This is a genomic window from Streptomyces sp. NPDC086023 (assembly GCF_044540325.1).
In the GTDB taxonomy this organism is placed as follows: domain Bacteria; phylum Actinomycetota; class Actinomycetes; order Streptomycetales; family Streptomycetaceae; genus Streptomyces.
Window position 1 is genome coordinate 211,625 of sequence record NZ_JBITRX010000013.1, and the last position, 19,818, is coordinate 231,442.

Consider the following 19,818-nt stretch of genomic DNA (forward strand, 5'->3'; position numbering starts at 1 on the left):
GAGCCGACGGCTCCGAATGTCCGGCAGGCCCGTGCGAACCGGAAGGCGGAGAACGTGACCATCACGGCAGGCCCCTACCACCAGGGGTCACGACAGGTGCAGGACCGGGCCGGCGTGCGCGAGCTGGCCGACCACGTCGGCCGCAGCATCGGACCCGGCATCCGCGAGGTGGCGGCGGCCTTCCTGGCCCGCCAGCCCACCCTCGTGGTCGGCGCGGCCGACGCGGCGGGCCGGATCTGGGCGTCGCTGCTCACCGGCGCCCCCGGTTTCGTACGGGCCACCGGCCCCGGCCGCGTCTCCGTCGCCGGCGGCGTCCCGGACGGCGACCCGCTCGCCGAGGCCCTGGCCACCCCCGGCACCCCCCTCGGGACCATCGCCCTCGACCCGCGGACCCGGCGCCGGATGCGGCTCAACGGCATCCTCGAACCCACCCCGCGCGGCTTCGCCGTCGAAGCGGGCGAGGTCTTCTCCAACTGCCCCAAGTACCTCCAGCAGCGCGAGCCCGTCGAGGTGCTGTGGGACGGACCGGGTGTCGTGCGGCGCGGCGGCGCGCTCACCCCCGACCAGGCGCGCGGCGTGCGCGCCGCCGACACCTTCTTCATCGCCACCGCCGCCGGGGACGGCGCCGACGCCAGCCACCGCGGCGGCAACCCCGGCTTCGTCGAGGTGCTCTCCCCGACCGAGCTGGCCTGGCCCGACTACGCCGGCAACGCCATGTTCCTCACCCTCGGCAACCTGGTAGAGGAGCCCCGGGCCGGCCTGCTCTTCCCCGACTGGGAGACCGGCCGCACCCTCCAGCTCACCGGCCGGGCCCGCACCGAGTACGGGCCGGACGGCTCCCGCACCGTCCGCTTCACCATCGAGGGGACCGTCGAGGCCGAGCACCCGGGGCGGCTGCGCTGGAGCGCCCCCGACTACTCCCCGGCCAACCCTCCGGTGCCTCACCGGGGCAGGACGACCACGTAGGCGGCGGGCTCGCGGTCACCCGAGGCGGTCAGCGCGGTACGGATCACCGTCGCCTGCTGCTCCGGGTGGTCGCGCAGCTTGCGCGGGGTGATGTACACGACGGTGAGTCCGAGGCGCTCCAGGTGCTCGCGCTTGCGGGCGTACTCGGACCACTGCTCGTCCTCGCCCTGGCGGGGGGCCCGGGTGTCCAGCTCCACGGCCACGGCGTGGTCGGGCCAGTACGCGTCCACCCCGCCCAGGTGCGGCCCGCCCGGCAGCCGGAGGTCCACGTTCCAGACCGGGTCCGGCAGCTGGAACTCCCGGACCAGCCGGTACAGCCGGTCCTCGGCGATCGCCCGGCCCTCCGCCAGCAGCGAGTCCACCGCGTCCACCACGTGCGGCCGGTTCAGCAGCCGGGCCAGCGTCAGCTCCCGCACCGCGGCGGCCGGTTCGCAGTGCCCTCCGCGCACCGCCTCGCTGAGCAGCCGCCGCACCGTGCCCGCGTCCGCCAGCTGCGCCACCGCGTCGGCCAGCGCCCGCGCCACCGGCGCCACCGGCACCCCGGTCACCTCCTCGGCGATCGGCGGGGTGTGCGCCCGGACCAGCCGTACGCAGCCGACCGAGCGCAGCCGGCGGGTGCTCGGCACGATCACGTCGATGTGCTCCAGCGCCGGCAGCGGGGGCGCGGAGGAGAACCCGTACAGCGCCAGCGCCGCCAGGCCGGTGATCATGGCGTCCCCGAACCCCTTCTGCTGCGGCACCGAGGTGCCGGCCGGGCGGCCCGCGTAGAGCAGCGCGGCGTGCAGCCGCTCCTCGCTGGTGGCCGGGCCGGGGTGGAGCAGGAACACCCCCGGCAGGAACTGCTGCCAGGGCCCGCCCGCGCGGCAGCGCTCGGCGGTGGCGGCGGCGGTCACGCCGTGCTCGCGCAGCTGCGCGACGCTCAGCACCCGGCGGGTGCCGGAGAGGTGGTGCAGGGGGCGGGGGGAGACCGGCGGGACGGGGGAGGGGGTCTGGCCGCCGTAGGTGGGGGAGTTGTGGTTCATGCCGGGGATGTTCCCGCCCCCCGATCCCCCGCTAACCGCTGTTACAGCCTCGTCGACAAACCCGGACAACCCCGCACTAAAGTACGGGCGTTCGAGAGCCGATGGGGGCCGGCGCCGCCGGCCCCCACCGGTACCGGGTGGGCTACTCCGCCGCGTCCCGCGCCTGTGCGCGCAGGGCGCGGGCCAGGTCGTCGCGGGCCTCCAGGACCAGCCGGCGCAGCGCGGGAGCCGCGTCGGCGTGCGAGGAGAGCCACGCGTCCGTGGCGGCCAGCGTCTCGTCGGAGCTCTGCAGCGCCGGGAACAGCCCCTGCACGATCAGGATGCCGATCTGGATGGACCGGTCGGCCCACACCCGGTCGATGGCCTCGAAGTACTTCGGCGCGTACGGGGCGATCAGCTCCCGCTGCCCGGCCTGCTGGAAGCCCGCGATCGTCGCCTCGACCAGCGCGTTCGACAGCGCGTCCGACTCCACCACCGACGCCCACGCCTGCGCCTTCACGGCCGCCGAGGGCCGCGCGGCCAGGCAGCGCACCGAGTGCCGCTTGCCCGAGGCCGTGTCGTCGCGGGCCAGCTCGGCCGCGATCCGCGCCTCGTCGGCCAGCCCCTCGGCCGCCAGCGGCTCCAGCAGGTCCCAGCGCAGCTCCTGGTCCACGTCCAGCCCGTCGATCCGGGCCGTGCCGTCCAGCAGCCCGGCCAGCAGCCCGAGGTCGGCCTCCGTGCTCGCGGTCGCGGCGAAGAAGCGCGCCCAGGTCAGCTGGTGCTCGGAGCCCGGCTCGGCCTGCCGCAGCTCGTGCAGCGCGCCCGCCGCCAGCTCCCGGCCGCCCTGCTCGCGCCACTCCGGGGCGGCGTAGTGGGTGACCGCCATGCGCGCCTGCCGGTGCAGGATCTGCAGCACGCCCACGTCCGACTCGCGGCCGGCGAAGGCCAGCACCATCGAGACGAAGTCGCGCGCCGGCATCAGGCCGTCCCGCGTCAGGTTCCACAGGGCCGACCAGCACAGTGCCCGGGCCAGCGGGTCGCTCAGGTCGCCCAGGTGCTTGCGCAGCGCGGCCAGCGAACCCTCGTCGAAGCGGATCTTGCAGTACGTCAGGTCCTCGTCGTTGACGAGCACCAGCTCCGGCCGCTCCGCCCCGGCCAGCTCCGTCACCACGGTCCGGGCCCCGGCCACGTCCGCCTCGGCGCGGGCGTACCGCACCAGCGCGCCCTGCTCGGTCCGGTACAGGCCCACGGCCACCCGGTGCGGGCGCCACGCCGACGGAGTCGGCTGATCGGACGCAGCGTCGCCGTCCTGGACCACGGCCAGCTCGGCGATCCGCCCCGCGTCGTCGTACGTGAGGACCGGGGTCAGCGCGTTCACGCCGGCGGTCTGCAGCCAGGCCCGCGACCACTCGGCCATGTCCCGGCCGGACACCTCCGCGAGTACCGTCAGCAGGTCGTCCAGGCGGGTGTTGCCGTACGCGTTGGCCTTGAAGTAGCGGCGCGCGCCCTCCAGGAAGGCGTCCCGCCCCACGTACGCGACCAGCTGCTTGAGCACCGACGCGCCCTTGGCGTAGGTGATGCCGTCGAAGTTGAGCTTGGCGTCCTCCAGGTCGCGGATGTCGGCCGTGACCGGGTGGGTCGAGGGCAGCTGGTCCGCGCGGTAGGCCCAGGACTTGCGGTTGTTGGCGAAGGTCACCCAGCCGTTCTTGAAGCGGGTGGCCTCGGTCATCGAGAAGGAGCCCATGAAGTCCGCGAAGGACTCCTTCAGCCACAGGTCGTCCCACCACTTCATGGTGACCAGGTCGCCGAACCACATGTGCGCCATCTCGTGCAGGATGACGTTCGCCCGCGCCTCGTACGAGGCCTGCGTGACCTTCCCCCGGAAGATGTACTCCTCGCGGAAGGTGACCATGCCCGGGTTCTCCATGGCGCCGAGGTTGTACTCGGGCACGAAGGCCTGGTCGTACTTCCCGAAGGGGTACGGGAAGTCGAAGTTGTCGTGGAAGAAGTCGAAGCCCTGCTTGGTGATCAGGAAGACGTCGTCCGCGTCGAAGTGCTTCGCCAGCCCCTTGCGGCACATGGCGCCGAGCGGGATCTCCAGCTCCGTGCCGTCGCCGAAGGTCCGGCGGTAGGTGTCCGTCACGTAGTGGTACGGACCGGCGACCACGCAGGTGATGTACGTGGAGATGGGCTCGGTCACCGCGAAGCGCCGGGTCAGGCCGTCCCGGGACTCCTCGGCGCCGTTGCTCCACACCTGCCAGCCCTCGGGCGCGGTGACCTCGAAGCGGTACGGCGCCTTGAGGTCGGGCTGCTCGAAGTTGGCGTAGACGCGGCGCGCGTCGGCGGGCTCGTACTGCGTGTAGAGGTAGACCTCGCCGTCCTCGGGGTCGACGAAGCGGTGCATGCCCTCGCCCGTCCGGCTGTACGCGCAGTTCGCGTCCACCACCAGGACGTTCTCCGCGGCCAGGCCGTCGAGCGCGATGCGCGCGCCGTCGAAGACCACCTCCGGGTCCAGCTCCCGCCCGTTGAGGGTCACCGAGTTCACCGACGGGGCGATGAGGTCGGCGAAGGTGGCGGCGCCGGGCCGGTTCGCGCGGAACGTGACCTTCGTCACCGAGCGGAAGGTGCGCGGCCCGTCCGCCGGTTCGGCCTCGTCCACCGCGGAGCGGAGGTCGAGCGAGACCTCGTACGCGTCGACGGACAGCAGCTCGGCCCGCTCGTGGGCCTCGTCGCGGGACAGATTCTGACCGGGCACCGGCACTCCTTCGTGCGTGATCGCCTTTTGACGGACGAATCCTCCCACGGGGAATGTCCGGGCATTCGGGCTGGTTGGCGGGAAGGATGCGCCCGCACGGGCGTGCGAACGTGACGGACTCGAAGGAGAGACATGTCTGACACCCAGGTGGCCGAGAAGACTCCGGTCGACTTCTGGTTCGACCCGATCTGCCCCTGGGCCTGGATGACGTCCCGCTGGATGCTGGAGGTCGAGAAGGTCCGTGACGTCGAGGTCCGCTGGCACGTGATGAGCCTCGCCGTCCTCAACGAGAACAAGCTGGAGGAGCTCCCGGAGCGCTACCGCGAGCTGCTCGGCCCCAAGGGCTGGGCCCCCGTCCGCGTGGTGGTGGCCGCCCAGCAGAAGCACGGTGACGAGGTCACCGGCAAGCTCTACACCGCCCTCGGCACCCGGATCCACAACGAGGCCAAGGGCGCCACCCGCGAGGTCATCGCCGAGGCCCTCGCCGAGGTCGGCCTGCCGGCCGAACTGCTCGACTACGCCGACTCCGACGAGTTCGACGTCGAGCTGCGCGCCTCCCACAAGAACGGCATCCAGCGCGTGGGCGAGGACGTCGGCACCCCGGTCATCTCGGTGCCCGGCGCCGACGGCTCGGACGTCGCCTTCTTCGGCCCGGTCGTCACCCCGACCCCCAAGGGCGAGGCCGCGGCCCGCCTGTGGGACGGCACCCTGCTCGTGGCGTCGACCCCCGGCTTCTACGAGATCAAGCGCACCCGCACGCAGGGCCCGTCCTTCGAGTAGGCCGCCGCTGCACCGCACACAGCAGACCCCCACGAGTCACGTCCTCGTGGGGGTCTGCCGCTTGACACGCCCGCACGCGAAGGCTGAGAAGACGATCACGAGGCGGGCGGGCTTGCGAGGCCGCGGGCGTCAGCCCTTGGCGGGGATCAGCAGCGGCGTCTTCGCCTTGGCGTCGGCGTAGCGCTTGGCCACGTCCTGCCAGTTGACGACGTTCCACATCGCCTCGATGAAGTCCACCTTCTGGTTCTTGTACTGCAGGTAGAAGGCGTGCTCCCAGGCGTCGAAGACCAGGATCGGGGTGCTCGCGACGCCCACGTTGCCCTGGTGGTCGTAGATCTGCTCGACGATCAGGCGGCCGCCGACCGGCTCGTACGCGAGCACGCCCCAGCCGGAGCCCTGGGTCGCGGAGGACGCGAAGGTCAGCTGCTTCTTGAAGGCCGCGAAGGAGCCGAAGGACTCGGTGATCGCGTCCGCCAGCTCGCCCACGCCGTCCGCGGCGGTGGGCTCCCCGCCGCCCTCGCCGGTCTTCGGGCTGGCCATGTTGTGCCAGTAGATGCTGTGCAGGATGTGGCCGGAGAGGTGGAAGGCCAGGTTCTTCTCCAGGCCGTTGAGCGCGCCCCAGTTCTCCTTCTCGCGGGCCTCCGCCAGCTGCTCCAGCGTGTTGTTGGCTCCCGTGACGTACGCGGCGTGGTGCTTGTCGTGGTGCAGCTCGATGATCTGCGGGTTGATCACCGGCTCCAGCGCCGCGTAGTCGTACGGAAGCTCGGGAAGTACGTAGACGGACATGGCGGTAGGTCCCCTCCAGCTGCTTATTGCAAGTTATGCGCAACTGCACGCTAACAGTAACTGATCAAGCCTTCATCCAAGGTGAACCTCACTTGTGTCAGGTGTGAAACGGCGGAGGGCCGGTTCCACGCGTTCGCGTGGAACCGGCCCTTGAAGTGCCGTCAGAAGGAGGCTCAGCCCCGGGGGAGCCGCCGCTGCCGCGCGTACCCCAGCGCCGCCAGGACGACGGTCAGCCCGCCGGTGAACAGCACCTGCACCCGCGTGTCGTCGTCCCACGCCATCAGTGCCAGCACGCCGGCCACTCCGGCGAGCGCCACCCAGGTCAGGTACGGGAAGCCCCACATCCGCACGACCAGCCTTTCCGGCGCCTCGCGCTCGGTCCGGCGGCGCAGCGCGTACTGGGAGACCGCGATGAAGCCCCAGACCACCAGGATGACGCCGCCCACCATGTTGAGCAGCCACGCGAACAGGGTCGTCGGGTACCAGTAGGACAGCAGCACGGTCGCGAAGCCGAAGCCGGAGGAGGCCAGTACGGCGCGCCGCGGGATGCCCTTCGACACCTTCCCCAGGGCCCGGGGCCCCTGGCCGCGCGCCACCAGCGAGTACGCCATGCGCGAGGAGCCGTAGATGTTGGCGTTCATCGCGGACAGCAGGGCGATCAGGATCACCACGTTCATGATCTGGCCGGCGCCGGGGATGCCCAGGTGGTCCAGCGTCGCCGCGTACGGGCCGTCCTCCGTGACCGCCTTCGCGTCCCACGGGACCAGGGTGACGATCACCAGCATCGAGCCGACGTACACGACCGCGATCCGCCACATCGTCGTCTTGACGGCCTTCGCCACGCCGCGCACCGGATCCTCGGACTCGGCGGCGGCGATGGTCACCGTCTCCAGGCCGCCGTACGCGACCACCGATGCCAGCAGGCCGACCAGCAGCCCGTCCACCCCGGCGGGCAGGAAACCGCCGTCGCCCAGCAGGTTGGCCGTGCCGGGGGAGTCGGTGCCGGGCAGCACGCCGAGGACCGCGAGGGTGCCCAGGACCAGGAAGAGGCCGATGGCGCCGATCTTGAGGGTGGCGAACCAGAACTCGAACTCGCCGAAGTGGGAGACCGCGGCGAGGTTGCTGCCGCAGAACACCGCCATGAAGACCAGCACCCACAGCCAGGACGGGGTGCCCGGCAGCCAGCCCTGCACGATGTGCGCGGCGCCGATCGCCTCGATGGCCACGCCCACGCAGAGCAGCGTCCAGAACATCCAGCCGGCGGTGAAGCCGGCCCAGGGGCCGATCGCCCGCTCGGCGTGGACCGAGAAGGAGCCGGAGGCGGGGTTGGCGGCGGACATCTCGCCGAGCATCCGCATCACGAGCATGACGAGCAGGCCCGAGGCCGCGTACGCCAGCACGATCGAGGGGCCAGCCGCGGCGATGCCCGCGCCGGAGCCGACGAAGAGCCCGGCGCCGATGACGCCGCCGAGGGCGATCATCGAGAGGTGGCGCTGCTTGAGGCCGTTCGAGAGGGCGGAGCCCTGGTGTGCCGGGGGTGCCTCGCTCGTCCGCTCTTCGGCCGGGACGGTGTGACTCATGGGGTGATGCCTGTCCGTGTGCGGGGACGTGATGGGGCGCCAGTCTGGCCCGAGCGTCCGGCAGTCGGACGTGAACGCCCGTTATTCGGACACTCGGCTCACCTGGCGTGATCGTCCCCGCACGAGCGGCGCCCGGCCCGGCCCCACCCTCCGGAGCGGGCCGGGTCACGCGGCGTCAGCCCCGCCGGGCGCGTACCTCCCGTACCCACGCGACCAGGAGCACGAGCGCCGTCGCTCCGGCCGACCACAGCACCTGCGTACGCGCCGAGTCGTCGAACAGCATCAGCACCAGCACGGCCGCCATGCCCGCCAGCGCCAGCCAGGTCAGGTACGGGAACGCCCACATCCTCAGCACCAGCCGCTCGGGTGTCTCCCGCTCGATCCGCCGCCGCAGCAGCAGCTGCGAGACGGCGATCAGCGTCCAGACGAACAGCAGCACCGCGCCGACCGCGTTGAGCATGTAGAGGAAGACCGACTCCGGCCAGAGCAGGTTCAGCACGACGGAGGCGAAGCCGAAGGCCACCGACGCCAGCACCGCGCGCCGGGGCACCCCGCCGCCGGAGACCTTCAGCAGCCCCTTCGGCGCCTCGCCCCGCTCGGCCAGCGAGAACACCATCCGAGAGGAGCCGTACAGGTTGGCGTTGAGCGCCGAGAGCAGGGCCACGAACACCACGATGTTCATGATCTGGCCGGCCGAGGGGATGCCGATGGAGTCCAGCACCGCCACGTACGGGCTCTGCCCGGGCTCCAGGGAGTCCCACGGCAGCAGCGTCACGATGACGGCCATCGAGCCGATGTAGAAGAGGAGGATCCGCCAGACCGCGCTGCGCACCGCCCGGGAGACCGAGCGGGCCGGGTCGTCCGACTCGGCGGCCGCGATGGTGACGACCTCCAGACCGCCGAACGCGAAGATCACGGCGAGCACGCCGGAGACCACGCCCTCCCAGCCGTTGGGCAGGAAGCCGCCCTGGCCGGTGAGGTTGGTCAGTCCGACCGGGTCCGTGTCGGGCAGCAGGCCGAAGACCGCCAGGCCGCCCAGCACCAGGAACGCCACGATCGCGAAGACCTTCAGCGCCGCGAACCAGAACTCGAACTCGCCGAAGTTCCGCACCGCGGCCAGGTTGCTGACCGTGAAGACCACCATGAAGACCAGAACCCAGGCCCACTGCGGGACGCCCGGCGCCCAGCCGTTGGCGATCTTCGCCGCGCCGGTGGCCTCCACCGCGAGCACGACCACCAGCAGGAACCAGTAGAGCCAGCCCACCGAGAAGCCGGCCCAGCGGCCCATCGCGCGCTCCGCGTGCACGGAGAAGGAGCCCGACGCGGGCATCGCGGCCGCCATCTCGCCGAGCATCCGCATCACCAGCATGGCCAGGGCGCCGGCGAGCAGGTACGACACGATGATCCCGGGGCCCGCGACGGCGATGCCGCCGCCGGAGCCGACGAACAGACCGGCGCCGATCACCCCGCCGAGGCCGAGCATGGTCAGGTGGCGCTGCTTCAGACCGTGGCCGAGGGGTTCCTCCGGCAGGTCGGGCAGCGCGGTTTCACGGAGGGGTGCTTGTGGCATTCCAACAGTCTCTCTGAGTCCGCGCTCGCCGTGCAAAACGGACGTGACGCACTATTGGTCCGAGTGATCCGCGTCACTTCGGGTCGTAAGGAACTCCCGTCGGAGGTCCTGGCTTTGTGCATTCCCCACCAAGGGAGGGAAGAGGGCTTTGTGCCCGGACGACGGTGATCATCCCGAGCGGCCGGGACTAACGTCCTGAGGGCAAGCCACCCCCTCACCCTCCCGGAGCACCGATGAGCACCGCTTCCGTCACCTTCCGGCCCGGCGCCGTCCTCGCCGACCTGCTGCCCGCCAGCCGCACCCGCGACGTCCTGCTGGTGTCCGGCGGCGCGGCCCTGATGGGCGTCGCCGCGCAGATCGCCGTCAAGGTGCCGGGCCTGGTCGTGCCCATCACGGGCCAGACCTTCGCCGCCCTGCTCGTGGGCACCGCGCTCGGCGCCCGCCGGGGCTTCCTCTCCATGGCGCTCTACACCCTCGTCGGCATGGCGGGCGTGCCGTGGTTCGCCGAGGGCACCTCCGGCGCGGGCGGCGCCACCTTCGGCTACGTGCTCGGCATGCTGCTGGCCTCGACGCTGGTCGGCGCCCTGGCCCGGCGCGGCGCGGACCGCTCGGTGGCCCGTACCGCCGGGGCGATGGTGCTGGGCTCCGCCGTGATCTACGCGGTCGGCGTGCCGTACCTGGCGCTGGCCACCGGCATGTCCCTGTCCGCCGCGGTGGCCGCGGGCATGACGCCGTTCCTCATCGGTGACGCCCTCAAGGCCGCGCTGGCCATGGGCGTGCTGCCCGCCGCGTGGAAGGTGCTGGGCCGCAAGGGCTGACGCCGGGCGCGTGCGCCCGTACCGCGAAGCCCCGGTCCGCGAGCGGCGGACCGGGGCTTCGTCGTGCGTGGCTTCGTCCTGCGTACGGCCGGGACGGCGGCCGCCGGGGTCAGGCCTCGACCGAGGCCTTGCGGGTCTTCTGCAGGACCACGCCGACCAGCGCCACGACCGCGGCGACGGCGGTCGAGAGGATGACGACCTTGCGGTTGCCGTCGTCGAAGAACATGTAGCCGATGACGAACATGATCATGGCGGCGGTGGCCCAGGTCAGCCACGGGAACAGCCACATCCGGACGGTGACCTTCTCCGGGTCCTCGCGCAGCAGGATCCCGCGCATCTTCAGCTGGGTGAAGCAGATCGCCAGCCAGACGAAGAGGGCGATGGCGCCCGAGGCGTTCAGGAGGAAGTCGAAGACCGTGTCCTTGAATGCGTAGTTGAAGTAGACGGCGAGGAAGCCGAAGACCACCGAGCCGAGGATCGCGGCGGTCGGCACGCCCTTGGCGTTGACCTTGGCGAAGGACTTCGGCGCGTCGCCGCGCTCACCCAGCGAGAAGGCCATGCGGGAGGCGGTGTACAGACCGGAGTTCAGGCAGGACAGCACGGCGGTCAGGACGATGACCTCCATGATCGTGCCGGCGTGCGGGATGCCGATCGAGTCCAGGGCGGCGACGTACGAGCCCTTCTCGACGATCGACTTGTCGTTCCACGGCAGCAGGGTCAGGACCACGAAGATCGAGCCCAGGTAGAAGACGCCGATGCGCCAGATCACCGAGTTGGTGGCCTTGGTGACCGCGCGGCGCGGGTCCTCGGACTCGCCGGCGGCCAGCGTGACGATCTCGCTGCCCATGAAGGAGAAGACGACCATCAGCACGCCGGTGAGGATGGCGCCCGCGCCGTTCGGCAGGAAGCCGCCGGCGTCCGTCAGGTGTGCGAAACCGGCACCCGGGTTGTCCGAGCCCGGCAGCACACCGAAGACGGCGAGCAGGCCGACGACCACGAAGCCGCCGATGGCGACGACCTTGATGCCCGCGAACCAGAACTCGAACTCGCCGTACGACGAGACCGAGGCGAGGTTGGTGGCCGTCAGGACCACCATCACGATGAGCGCCCAGGCCCACTGCGGGACGGCCGGGATCCAGCCCTCCAGGATCACCGCACCCGCCGTGGCCTCCACGGCGAGCACGACGACCCAGAAGAACCAGTACAGCCAGCCGATGGAGAACCCGGCCCAGCGGCCGAGCGCGCGGTCGGCGTACGCGGAGAAGGAGCCGGAGTTCGGGCTGGCCGCGGCCATCTCGCCCAGCATCCGCATCACGAAGACGACCATGGCGCCGACCAGCGCGTAGGAGATGAGGATGGCCGGACCGGCCTTGGCGATGCCGCCGGACGAGCCGACGAACAGGCCCGCCCCGATGACGCCGCCGATGGCGATCATGGACAGGTGGCGGTTCTTGAGACCGGCCTTCAGACCGTCGGAAGACTGGGGGGCGCCGGGGTCACCAGCGGGTCCGCCTGCCTTCTGAAGGGTCGTCGTGGAGCTCATGGACGAATCCTTAGGTTCTCGGGTTTCGAGCCCGGGCATTCAAACCCGGACGGGTCCCGGGACGGAAGACCCCAATCCGGATCGTTGTCACATGACAATCGACCCGGGCGCGTCGGGACCAAAGTCCCGACCCCCCTCAACTGGGGTCTTAGGGATTACTTGAGCTTTCGACGTGACTTACGCGACACCCCGTCACGGTCCGGCGAGACCCACGTGCCACACTCGGAGTCATGCGCGTGTACCTCGGATCCGACCATGCCGGCTTTGAGCTCAAGAACCACCTCGTGGACTGGCTCAAGAACAACGGCCACGAGCCCGTCGACTGCGGGCCCCACATCTACGACGCCGTCGACGACTACCCCCCGTTCTGCCTGCGCGCCGCGGAGAAGACCGCCGCGGACCCCGACAGCCTCGGCATCGTGATCGGCGGCTCCGGCAACGGCGAGCAGATCGCCGCCAACAAGGTCAAGGGCGTCCGTGCCGTGCTGGCCTGGAGCGTCGAGACCGCCAAGCTCGGCCGCGAGCACAACAACGCCAACGTGATCTCCGTCGGCGGCCGCATGCACACCGAGGAAGAGGCCACCAGCTTCATCGAGGCCTTCCTGGCGACCCCGTACTCCAACGAGGAGCGCCACACGCGCCGCATCGACATGCTCTCCCGCTACGAGGTGACCGGCGAGCTCCCGCCCATCCCGGCCCACCACCCGCAGGACCAGTAGCACCCGCGTGCCGCCGGACCCGCGTCCGGCGGCACCGCCATGTCCCGCCGGCGGCCGCCGCCCGGCACCCCGCCGCGCCCGCCGCGAGCCGGCACGCCGCGCCCGCCCCGTCGGCCGGGGCACGTCCGACCGAGGAGAACAGCCGTGCCCGAAGGGCATACGATCCACCGCCTCGCCCAGGACCACGCCGAGCGCTTCGAGGCCCGGCCGGTACGCGTCACCAGCCCCCAGGGCCGCTTCGCCGCCGGCGCGGCCCTCGTCGACGGCCGCGAACTGGAGCGCGCGGAGGCCCACGGCAAGCACCTCTTCCTCGGCTTCCCCGGCGACGACTGGATCCACATCCACCTCGGCCTCTTCGGGAAGTACGGCTTCGGCCCGGCGCCCGCCCCGCCGGCCACGGACACCGTCCGCATGCGGCTCCTCAACGAGGACCACTACGCCGACCTGCGCGGCCCCACCACCTGCGCCCTGATCGGCGAGGCCGAGAAGAAGGCGATACACGACCGGCTCGGCCCCGACCCCCTCCGGGACGGCGACGACCCCGAGCGCGCCTGGCGCCGGATCTCCCGCTCCCGCACCACCGTCGCCGCCCTCCTCATGGACCAGAAGGTCGTGGCCGGCGTCGGCAACGTATACCGCGCAGAGGTCCTCTTCCGGCACGGCATCGACCCGTACCGCGCGGGCAAGGACGTCACCCGCGCCGAATGGGACGCGATCTGGGCCGACCTCGTCCTCCTCATGCGCGAGGGCGTCCGCAACAACCGCATCGACACCGTCCGCCCCGAGCACACCCCCGAGGCCATGGGCAGACCGCCGCGCGTCGACGACCACGGCGGCGAGGTGTACGTCTACCGCCGGGCCGACCTGCCCTGCCACCTCTGCGGCGGCGAGATCCGCACCGCCGGTCTGGCCGCCCGCAACCTCTTCTGGTGTCCCGCCTGCCAGCAGCGCTGACCGCCCCGGCGGAGCTGACCGACGGATGTGCGGGGGTACCCCTGCGCGGACACAGGCCGGATGGATAGGGTCCCGAAGCAATGGCCGGAGCGCGCGTGGAATCACTCGTGGCACGGATGCGCAAGGCTGCGCACCGGGCCCGGACCGGCCTGCGCAGATCCGCGGTCGACTACTTCCGCGGCGACGCCTCCGACTGGCTCGCCTTCACCGGCCTCTTCCTGACCGTCCCGGCCATCGCGTGCGGCACGCTCATGATGCCGGTCTGGTTCGCGCCGTCCGCCCTCGTCCTGCCCATCGTGGCCGGCGGCCTGCTCCTGCGGCCGGCCTCCCTGCTGGGCCTGTACGCCGCCGCCGCGACCGCCCTCATCGTCGAGTCCGTGGTCCTCGGCCCGTACACCCAGGGCCCCGGCCGGGTCACGCCCGGCACCGTCCTCGTCGTCGCCGCCTGCGGCTTCTTCGGGCTGGTCATCGCCCAGTTCCGCAGCCGCGTCGGCGTCCCCTGGCGGCGCGGCGGAACCATGCTCTTCGACCTGCGCGAACGCATCCGGGTCCAGAGCAAGCTGCCCGCGCTGCCGCGCGGCTGGCACCGCGAGATGGCCCTGCGGCCCGCCGGCGGCCAGTCCTTCTCCGGCGACTTCGTCGTCGCCGCCCGCACCAACGGCGGCCGCACCCTGGAGATCGTCCTCACCGACGTCTCCGGCAAGGGCATGGACGCCGGCTCCCGCGCGCTGCTCCTCTCCGGCGCCTTCGGCGGCCTGCTCGGCTCCCTCCCACCCCGGGACTTCCTGCCCGCAGCCAACGGCTACCTGCTCCGCCAGGACTGGGACGAGGGCTTCGCCACCTCCATCCACCTCGTCCTCGACCTGGAGACCGGCGACTACCAGCTCCTCTCCGCCGGACACCTGCCCGCGCTCCAGCTCTCCGCCGGGACCGGCCGCTGGGAGGAGAAGAACGGCGAGGGCCCCCTGCTCGGCGTCTACGACGGCGCCGGCTTCGAGCCCGCCACCGGCAACCTGCGCCGCGGCGACGTCCTGATGCTCTTCACCGACGGGCTCGTCGAGACCGCCGACCGCGACATCAGCGAGGGCATCGACCGGCTCACCGGCGAGGCCGACCGGTACGTCGCCTCCGGCTTCGAGGGCGCCGCCTGGCACCTCATCGAGAAGGTCGCCAAGGACGTCAACGACGACCGCGCCCTGCTGCTCATCCGCCGGTCAGCCTGACCACCGCCCTGGGGACAGCCCCACCCCCGGTCCGCCGGAGACCGTCATGGTCCGGCCCCCGCCCCGCTCCGTAGCGTCGGGAACGACACCAGGGACAGCGGAAAGGGACGGCCATGGGGCTGCGCAGGAACCGGCGGAACAAGGGCGAGGCGCAGGCGGCACACGCCCCGGGACCGGTACCGGGACACGCGCCGGGGCACCCGCCGGTCGCCGTGCCGGCGTACGCGGCCACCGCGCCCGGCGCCGTGGAGCTGCGCGGCGTCCGGCGCGCCTACGGGCGCGGCGACACCGCCGTACACGCCCTGCGCGGCATCGACCTCAGCCTGCCCCGCGGCACCTTCACCGCCGTGATGGGGCCCTCCGGCTCCGGCAAGTCCACCTTGCTCCAGTGCGCCGCCGGGCTCGACCGCCCGACCGAGGGCTCGGTCCGCCTCGGCGGCACCGAGATCACCGGCATGAACGAGAACCGCCTCACCGAGCTGCGCCGCAGCCGGCTCGGCTTCGTCTTCCAGGCCTTCAACCTGCTGCCCTCGCTCACCGTCGAGCAGAACGTCCTGCTGCCCATGCGGCTGGCGGGCACCCGCCCCGACCGGCGCCGCGCAGCCGAGCTGCTGGCCCGCGTCGGACTGGACGGCAAGGGCGGCCGCCGCCCGGCCGAACTGTCCGGCGGCCAGCAGCAGCGCGTGGCCATCGCCCGCGCGCTGGTCACCGGCCCGGACGTGGTCTTCGCCGACGAGCCGACCGGCGCCCTCGACACCACCACCGCGGCCGAGGTCCTCGGCCTGCTGCGGGACGCCGTGGACTCCCTCGGCGCCACCGTCGTCATGGTCACCCACGACCCGGTGGCCGCCGCCCACGCCGACCAGGTGCTGTTCCTCGCCGACGGGCTGATCGTGGACCGGCTGGCCAGGGCCGACGCGCCGCGGATCGCGGCCCGGATGACCTCCCTGACGGCCCCGGCCCACGCGGTGGCGGCCGCCTGATGATGCGTACGAACGGACTGGCCCGCGCGGCCCTGCGCTTCCGGCCCGCGGCCTTCGCCGGCACCTTCCTCGCCCTGCTGACGGCGGTCGCGATCGTCTCCGCCTGCGGCATCCTGCTCGAAACCGGCCTGCGGGCGAGCGTCCCGCCCACCCGCTACGCCGGCGCCCCCGTCCTCGTCGCCGCCGACCAGCAGCTGCACCAGCGCTTCGGCCGGGGCGAGGGCACGTACGACGCGGCCGTCCGCGTCCCGGACCGCGCCCGCGTCCCCGCCGCCCTGCTCCCGGAACTGGCGACCACCGGCGCCCGTGCGGTGGGGGACACGGTCTTCCCGGTACGCACCGTCGCCCCGGGCACCGTCCCCGCCCCGGCCGCCGTCCCCGCCCCGGCCGCCGCCCCCGCCCCGGGCACGGGCGCGGGCGCGGCCCCGGGCCCGGCCACCGGCGCGGCCCCGGCCACCGGCACGGGTTCCGGTACCGGCACGGAGGCAGGTGCCCGCTCCGGCCCCGGCCGCCCGGCCGCCGCCCTCGGGTCCGCCCCCGGGGCAACCCTGACCGCCTCCGGGTGGGGATCGACCGCCTTCACCGGTGAGCGCCTCACCGCCGGCACCGCGCCGGGTGAGGGCCAGGTCGTCCTGCCCGTCGGTACCGCCCGCGTCGGCGACCGCGTCAGCCTCGACACTCCCGTGGGCGTCCGCCACTACCGGGTCTCCGGCCTTGCCTCGACGCCCGCGGCCGGCGCGGCACCGGCCGGCGGAGCCGTCTGGTTCGGGGACGCGCAGGCCCGCGTACTCTCCGGGCACCCCGGGAGCTTCGACGCCATCGCGCTGCTGCCCGCGCCCGGGACCGGCACCGGCGCGCTCGCCGACCGGGCCGGCAAGGCCGTCGGCGGGGCCGCGCTCGTGCACACCGGCCACGACCGGGCCACCGACCCGGCGCTCGCCGGCGCCCGTGAGGTCCTCACCGGCCTCGGCGGCTCCTTCGGCGGCGTGGCCGCCATGGTCGCCGTCTTCACCGCCGCCGGCACCGTCGCCCTCTCCGTGGGCCAGCGCGCCCGCGAGTACGCCCTGCTCCGGGCCATCGGCGCCACGCCCCGCCAGATCCGCCGCACCATCGCCACCGAGGCCCTGCTCGTGGCACCCGTCGCGGGGGCCCTCGGCTGCGTCCCCGGCACCGCCCTCGCCACCTGGTGGTTCGGGCAGCTGAAGGAGAAGGGCGCCATCCCCGAGGCCGTGGAACTCACCGTCTCCTGGCTGCCGCTCTCCATCGCCGCCGGCACCGGTCTGCTGACCGCCCTCGCCGCCGGGTACCTCGCCGCCCGCCGGCCCTCCCGCACCAAGCCCGGCCAGGCCCTCACCGAGGCCGCGGTGGAGCGCCTGCGCCCCGGCAGGGTCCGCACCCCCCTCGGCCTGGCGGCCCTCGCCGGCGGCATCGCCTGCGCCGGCCTGGCCGCCGCCGGCAGCGGCGACGACGCGGCCAACGCCGCCCTCGGCGTGGTCATGCTGTTCATGCTCGCCGTCGCGCTGCTCGGCCCCCTGATCGCGCGCGCCGCCGCCGGCATCCTCGGGCTCCCGCTGCGCGCCGCCGGCCCCGCCGCCTCCCTGGCCGCCGCCAACTCCCGTACCAACGCCCGGCGTCTGGCCTCCGCCATCACCCCCATCGTGCTGGCCACGGCCTTCTCGTCCGTCCTGGTCTTCCTGCACACCAGCGAGGACCGGGCCACCCGCGAGCAGCAGACCGCCGGGGTCGTCGCCGACCGCGTCGTCACCGGCGCCCTCCCCACCGACGCGGCCGCCCGGGCCGCCGCGCTGCCCGGCGTCACCGCCGCCGTGCCCGTCACCCGCACCTCCCTCGTCATCCCCGTCGACGGCGTGGAGGGGTACCTCCGCACCGTCTCCGCCCAGGCGGTCTCCGGGGACCTCACCGCAGTCCAGGACCTCGGCGTCCGCACGGGCTCCCTGGCCGCGCTCCGGCCCGGCACGGTCGCCCTCCACGACTCCCTCGCCGGCACCGCCGGCGTCCGCGTCGGCGACCGCCTCGACCTCCGGCTGCCCGACGGCACCCGGGCCCGCCCCACCGTCGTCGCCACCTACGCCCGCGGCCTCGGCTTCGGCGAGGTCACCCTCCCGGCGGCCGACCTGCGCGGCCATCTCACCGACCCCGCCCCGCACGAGCTCCTCGTACGCGGCTCCGCCCCCGGCCTCGCGGTCCTCGGCGGCACCGTCACCGACCGGGACGGCTGGACCACCGCCCAGAACCTCGACCGGCGCCTCAACGCCTGGGCCAACACCACCATGGCGGCCGTGCTCGGCGGCTTCGCGGCGATCGCCGCCGCCAACACCCTGGTCATGACCGTCCTCGACCGGCGCCGCGAGCTGCGCACCCTGCGCCTGGTCGGCTCCACCCGACGCCAGGTGCTCCGCATGATCCGCTGGGAGGCCCTGCTGGTCGGCGCCGTCGGCCTGACCCTGGGCACGGCCATCGCCCTGGCCACCCTGGTCCCGCTGGTCGGCGGCGTCACCGGGGGCTCCCCGTACATCCCGCTGCCGGTGTACGCGTCCTTCGCCGGCGCCATCCTCGCCCTGTCCCTGACGGCCACCGCCCTCCCGGCCAGACGCGCCCTGCGCCCGGGCACGGCCACGGCGGCATGAGACGCGGGGGACCGGGCCGACACACACCGGCCACCCGGACCGGATTGGCCCGGTACCCCCGCCCGCGCGCCCCCTACCGTGCGGCCATGGACGCGCACCTCGCACACGACCTCGACCGGCTCCCCGACCTGCTGGAGGCCACCCGCCGCCACGCCGTGGAGATGCTGGCCGGCCTCGACGCCCGGCCGGTGGTCCCGGCCGCGGCCGCACCCCCGAAGACCGGGCCCCTACCCGAGCACGGCGCCGGCCTCGCCGCCGCCCTCGACGCCTTCGCCGAGGACTGGGCGCCCCGGCTCTCCGCCAGTGCCGGACCCCGCTACCTCGGCTTCGTCACCGGCGGCGCCACCCCCGCCGCCCTGGCCGGCGACTGGCTCACCGCCGCCTACGACCAGAACTCCAACTCCGCCCTCGACGGCGCCGGCCAGGACCTGGAACGCGCCACCGTGGGCTGGCTGCGCGAGCTGTTCGGCCTCTCCGAAGCCCACCACGGCACCTTCGTCAGCGGCGCCACCATGTCCAACACCACCGGCCTCGCCGTCGCCCGCGAGTGGCTGGGCGAGCGGCTCGGCGTCTCGCCCGCCGAGGACGGCGCCGCCGCGCTGGGCCCCGTGCGCGTCCTGTCCGGCGCCCCGCACTCCTCCGTCGCCAAGGGCCTGTCCGTCCTCGGGCTCGGCCGCCGGTCCCTCGTCCCCGTCCCCACCCTGCCCGGCCGCGAGGCGGTCGACCCGGCCGCCCTGGAGCGGCTGCTGGCCGAGGGCGACGGCCGGCCGTGCGTGGTCGTCGCCAACGCCGGCACCGTCAACACCGTCGACTTCGACGACCTCCGGGCCGTCGCCGCGCTCCGCGAGCGCCACCCCTTCTGGCTGCACGTCGACGCAGCCTTCGGCGCCTTCGCCGCCCTCTCACCCGAACACGCCCACCTCGTCGACGGCCTGGACCTCGCCGACTCCGTCTGCGTCGACCTGCACAAATGGCTCAACGTCCCCTACGACAGCGCCGTCCAGTTCACCCGCCGCCCCGACCTCCAGGCCCGGGTCTTCCAGAACGCCGCCGCCTACCTCGGACCGCTCGGCGAGCACCCCGACCTGGTCCACCTCACCCCGGAGAACTCCCACCGGCTGCGCGCCCTCGCCGCCTGGTTCACCCTGGCCGCCTACGGCCGCGCGGGCCACCGGGAGGTCGTCGAGCGGGACGTGGCCGCGGCCCGGGCCCTGGGGGAGGAGCTGGCGGCCGCGCCCGAGTTCCGCCTGCTGGCGCCCGTACGGCTGAACGTCGTCTGCTTCACCCTCGCCGACGCGCCCACCCCGGAACGCCTCACGGCCCTGCGCGAGGCCGCGGGCCCCGACGTCTTCGTCACCCCCACGGTCTACGGTGGCACCACCGCCCTGCGGGCCGCGTTCTCCAACTGGCGCACCACCGGTGCCGACGTACGGAGGGCGGCGCGCGCCCTGCGCGAGGCGGCCGCCGGGCTCGCCGGGCCGGCGTGACGCCC

At 73.4% G+C, this 19,818-nt stretch carries 15 protein-coding genes; 9 read left to right on the forward strand and 6 right to left on the reverse strand.

Features of this window, described 5'->3' with window-relative positions; all coding sequences use genetic code 11:
• Positions 1-54 precede the first annotated feature (54 nt).
• Complete coding sequence (locus ACIF6F_RS25210) at positions 55-966, forward strand: pyridoxamine 5'-phosphate oxidase family protein (protein ID WP_399950649.1); 912 nt, start codon at positions 55-57, stop codon at positions 964-966.
• Here the strand turns inward: ACIF6F_RS25210 and ACIF6F_RS25215 are convergent.
• Positions 942-1,988, reverse strand: coding sequence for a hypothetical protein (locus ACIF6F_RS25215; RefSeq protein WP_399950652.1), 1,047 nt, complete (start codon positions 1,986-1,988; stop codon positions 942-944). The two genes, ACIF6F_RS25210 and ACIF6F_RS25215, sit on opposite strands and share 25 nt — an antisense overlap.
• A 142-nt stretch (positions 1,989-2,130) precedes the next feature.
• Complete coding sequence (pepN, locus tag ACIF6F_RS25220) at positions 2,131-4,722, reverse strand: aminopeptidase N (protein ID WP_399950655.1); 2,592 nt, start codon at positions 4,720-4,722, stop codon at positions 2,131-2,133.
• Between the two features lie 132 nt (positions 4,723-4,854).
• Here pepN and ACIF6F_RS25225 point away from each other — a divergent pair, with 132 nt between their 5' ends.
• Positions 4,855-5,502, forward strand: a complete 648-nt coding sequence (locus ACIF6F_RS25225; protein WP_399950658.1) for a DsbA family protein — start codon at positions 4,855-4,857, stop codon at positions 5,500-5,502.
• A 129-nt stretch (positions 5,503-5,631) separates the two neighbouring features.
• Here ACIF6F_RS25225 and ACIF6F_RS25230 read toward each other — a convergent pair whose 3' ends face one another.
• The 3 genes from ACIF6F_RS25230 to ACIF6F_RS25240 all read right to left on the reverse strand — a co-directional run bounded on the left by ACIF6F_RS25230 (position 5,632) and on the right by ACIF6F_RS25240 (position 9,438).
• Positions 5,632-6,288 carry a superoxide dismutase gene (locus tag ACIF6F_RS25230; RefSeq protein WP_399950661.1) on the reverse strand — a complete coding sequence of 219 codons (657 nt, stop codon included), beginning with the start codon at positions 6,286-6,288 and terminating at the stop codon, positions 5,632-5,634.
• Between the two features lie 173 nt (positions 6,289-6,461).
• A complete protein-coding gene (locus ACIF6F_RS25235) occupies positions 6,462-7,868 on the reverse strand; it encodes an amino acid permease (RefSeq protein ID WP_399950664.1) in 1,407 nt (468 codons plus the stop codon).
• A 175-nt stretch (positions 7,869-8,043) separates the two neighbouring features.
• Positions 8,044-9,438, reverse strand: coding sequence for an amino acid permease (locus tag ACIF6F_RS25240; RefSeq protein ID WP_399950667.1), 1,395 nt, complete (start codon positions 9,436-9,438; stop codon positions 8,044-8,046).
• A 233-nt stretch (positions 9,439-9,671) separates the two neighbouring features.
• On the opposite strand from ACIF6F_RS25240, the gene ACIF6F_RS25245 reads away from it, so the two are divergent.
• Entirely contained in the window at positions 9,672-10,256 is a 585-nt protein-coding gene (locus tag ACIF6F_RS25245) for a biotin transporter BioY (protein ID WP_399950670.1), read from the forward strand.
• 109 nt (positions 10,257-10,365) lie between these two features.
• Here the strand turns inward: ACIF6F_RS25245 and ACIF6F_RS25250 are convergent, their stop codons facing one another.
• Positions 10,366-11,799 (reverse strand): amino acid permease, encoded by a 1,434-nt coding sequence (locus ACIF6F_RS25250; RefSeq protein ID WP_399950673.1) that lies wholly within the window; start codon positions 11,797-11,799, stop codon positions 10,366-10,368.
• 230 nt (positions 11,800-12,029) lie between these two features.
• Here ACIF6F_RS25250 and ACIF6F_RS25255 point away from each other — a divergent pair, with 230 nt between their 5' ends.
• The 6 genes from ACIF6F_RS25255 (at position 12,030) to ACIF6F_RS25280 (ending at position 19,813) form a co-directional block, all read left to right on the forward strand.
• Positions 12,030-12,518, forward strand: a complete 489-nt coding sequence (locus tag ACIF6F_RS25255) for a ribose-5-phosphate isomerase (protein ID WP_399950676.1) — start codon at positions 12,030-12,032, stop codon at positions 12,516-12,518.
• Positions 12,519-12,662: 144 nt separating this feature from the next.
• Positions 12,663-13,472, forward strand: coding sequence for an Fpg/Nei family DNA glycosylase (locus tag ACIF6F_RS25260; protein WP_399950679.1), 810 nt, complete (start codon positions 12,663-12,665; stop codon positions 13,470-13,472).
• Positions 13,473-13,552: 80 nt separating this feature from the next.
• On the forward strand, positions 13,553-14,695 hold the full coding sequence (locus tag ACIF6F_RS25265) for a PP2C family protein-serine/threonine phosphatase (protein ID WP_399950682.1): 1,143 nt from the start codon (positions 13,553-13,555) through the stop codon (positions 14,693-14,695).
• A gap of 113 nt (positions 14,696-14,808) precedes the next feature.
• Positions 14,809-15,678: an ABC transporter ATP-binding protein gene (locus ACIF6F_RS25270; RefSeq protein ID WP_399950685.1), complete on the forward strand. Its 870-nt coding sequence runs from the start codon at positions 14,809-14,811 to the stop codon at positions 15,676-15,678.
• Positions 15,678-18,326, forward strand: coding sequence for an FtsX-like permease family protein (locus ACIF6F_RS25275; protein ID WP_399950688.1), 2,649 nt, complete (start codon positions 15,678-15,680; stop codon positions 18,324-18,326). The genes ACIF6F_RS25270 and ACIF6F_RS25275 overlap by 1 nt, the downstream gene beginning before the upstream one ends.
• An 86-nt stretch (positions 18,327-18,412) precedes the next feature.
• Positions 18,413-19,813, forward strand: a complete 1,401-nt coding sequence (locus ACIF6F_RS25280; RefSeq protein ID WP_399950691.1) for a pyridoxal phosphate-dependent decarboxylase family protein — start codon at positions 18,413-18,415, stop codon at positions 19,811-19,813.
• Positions 19,814-19,818: the final 5 nt, after the last annotated feature.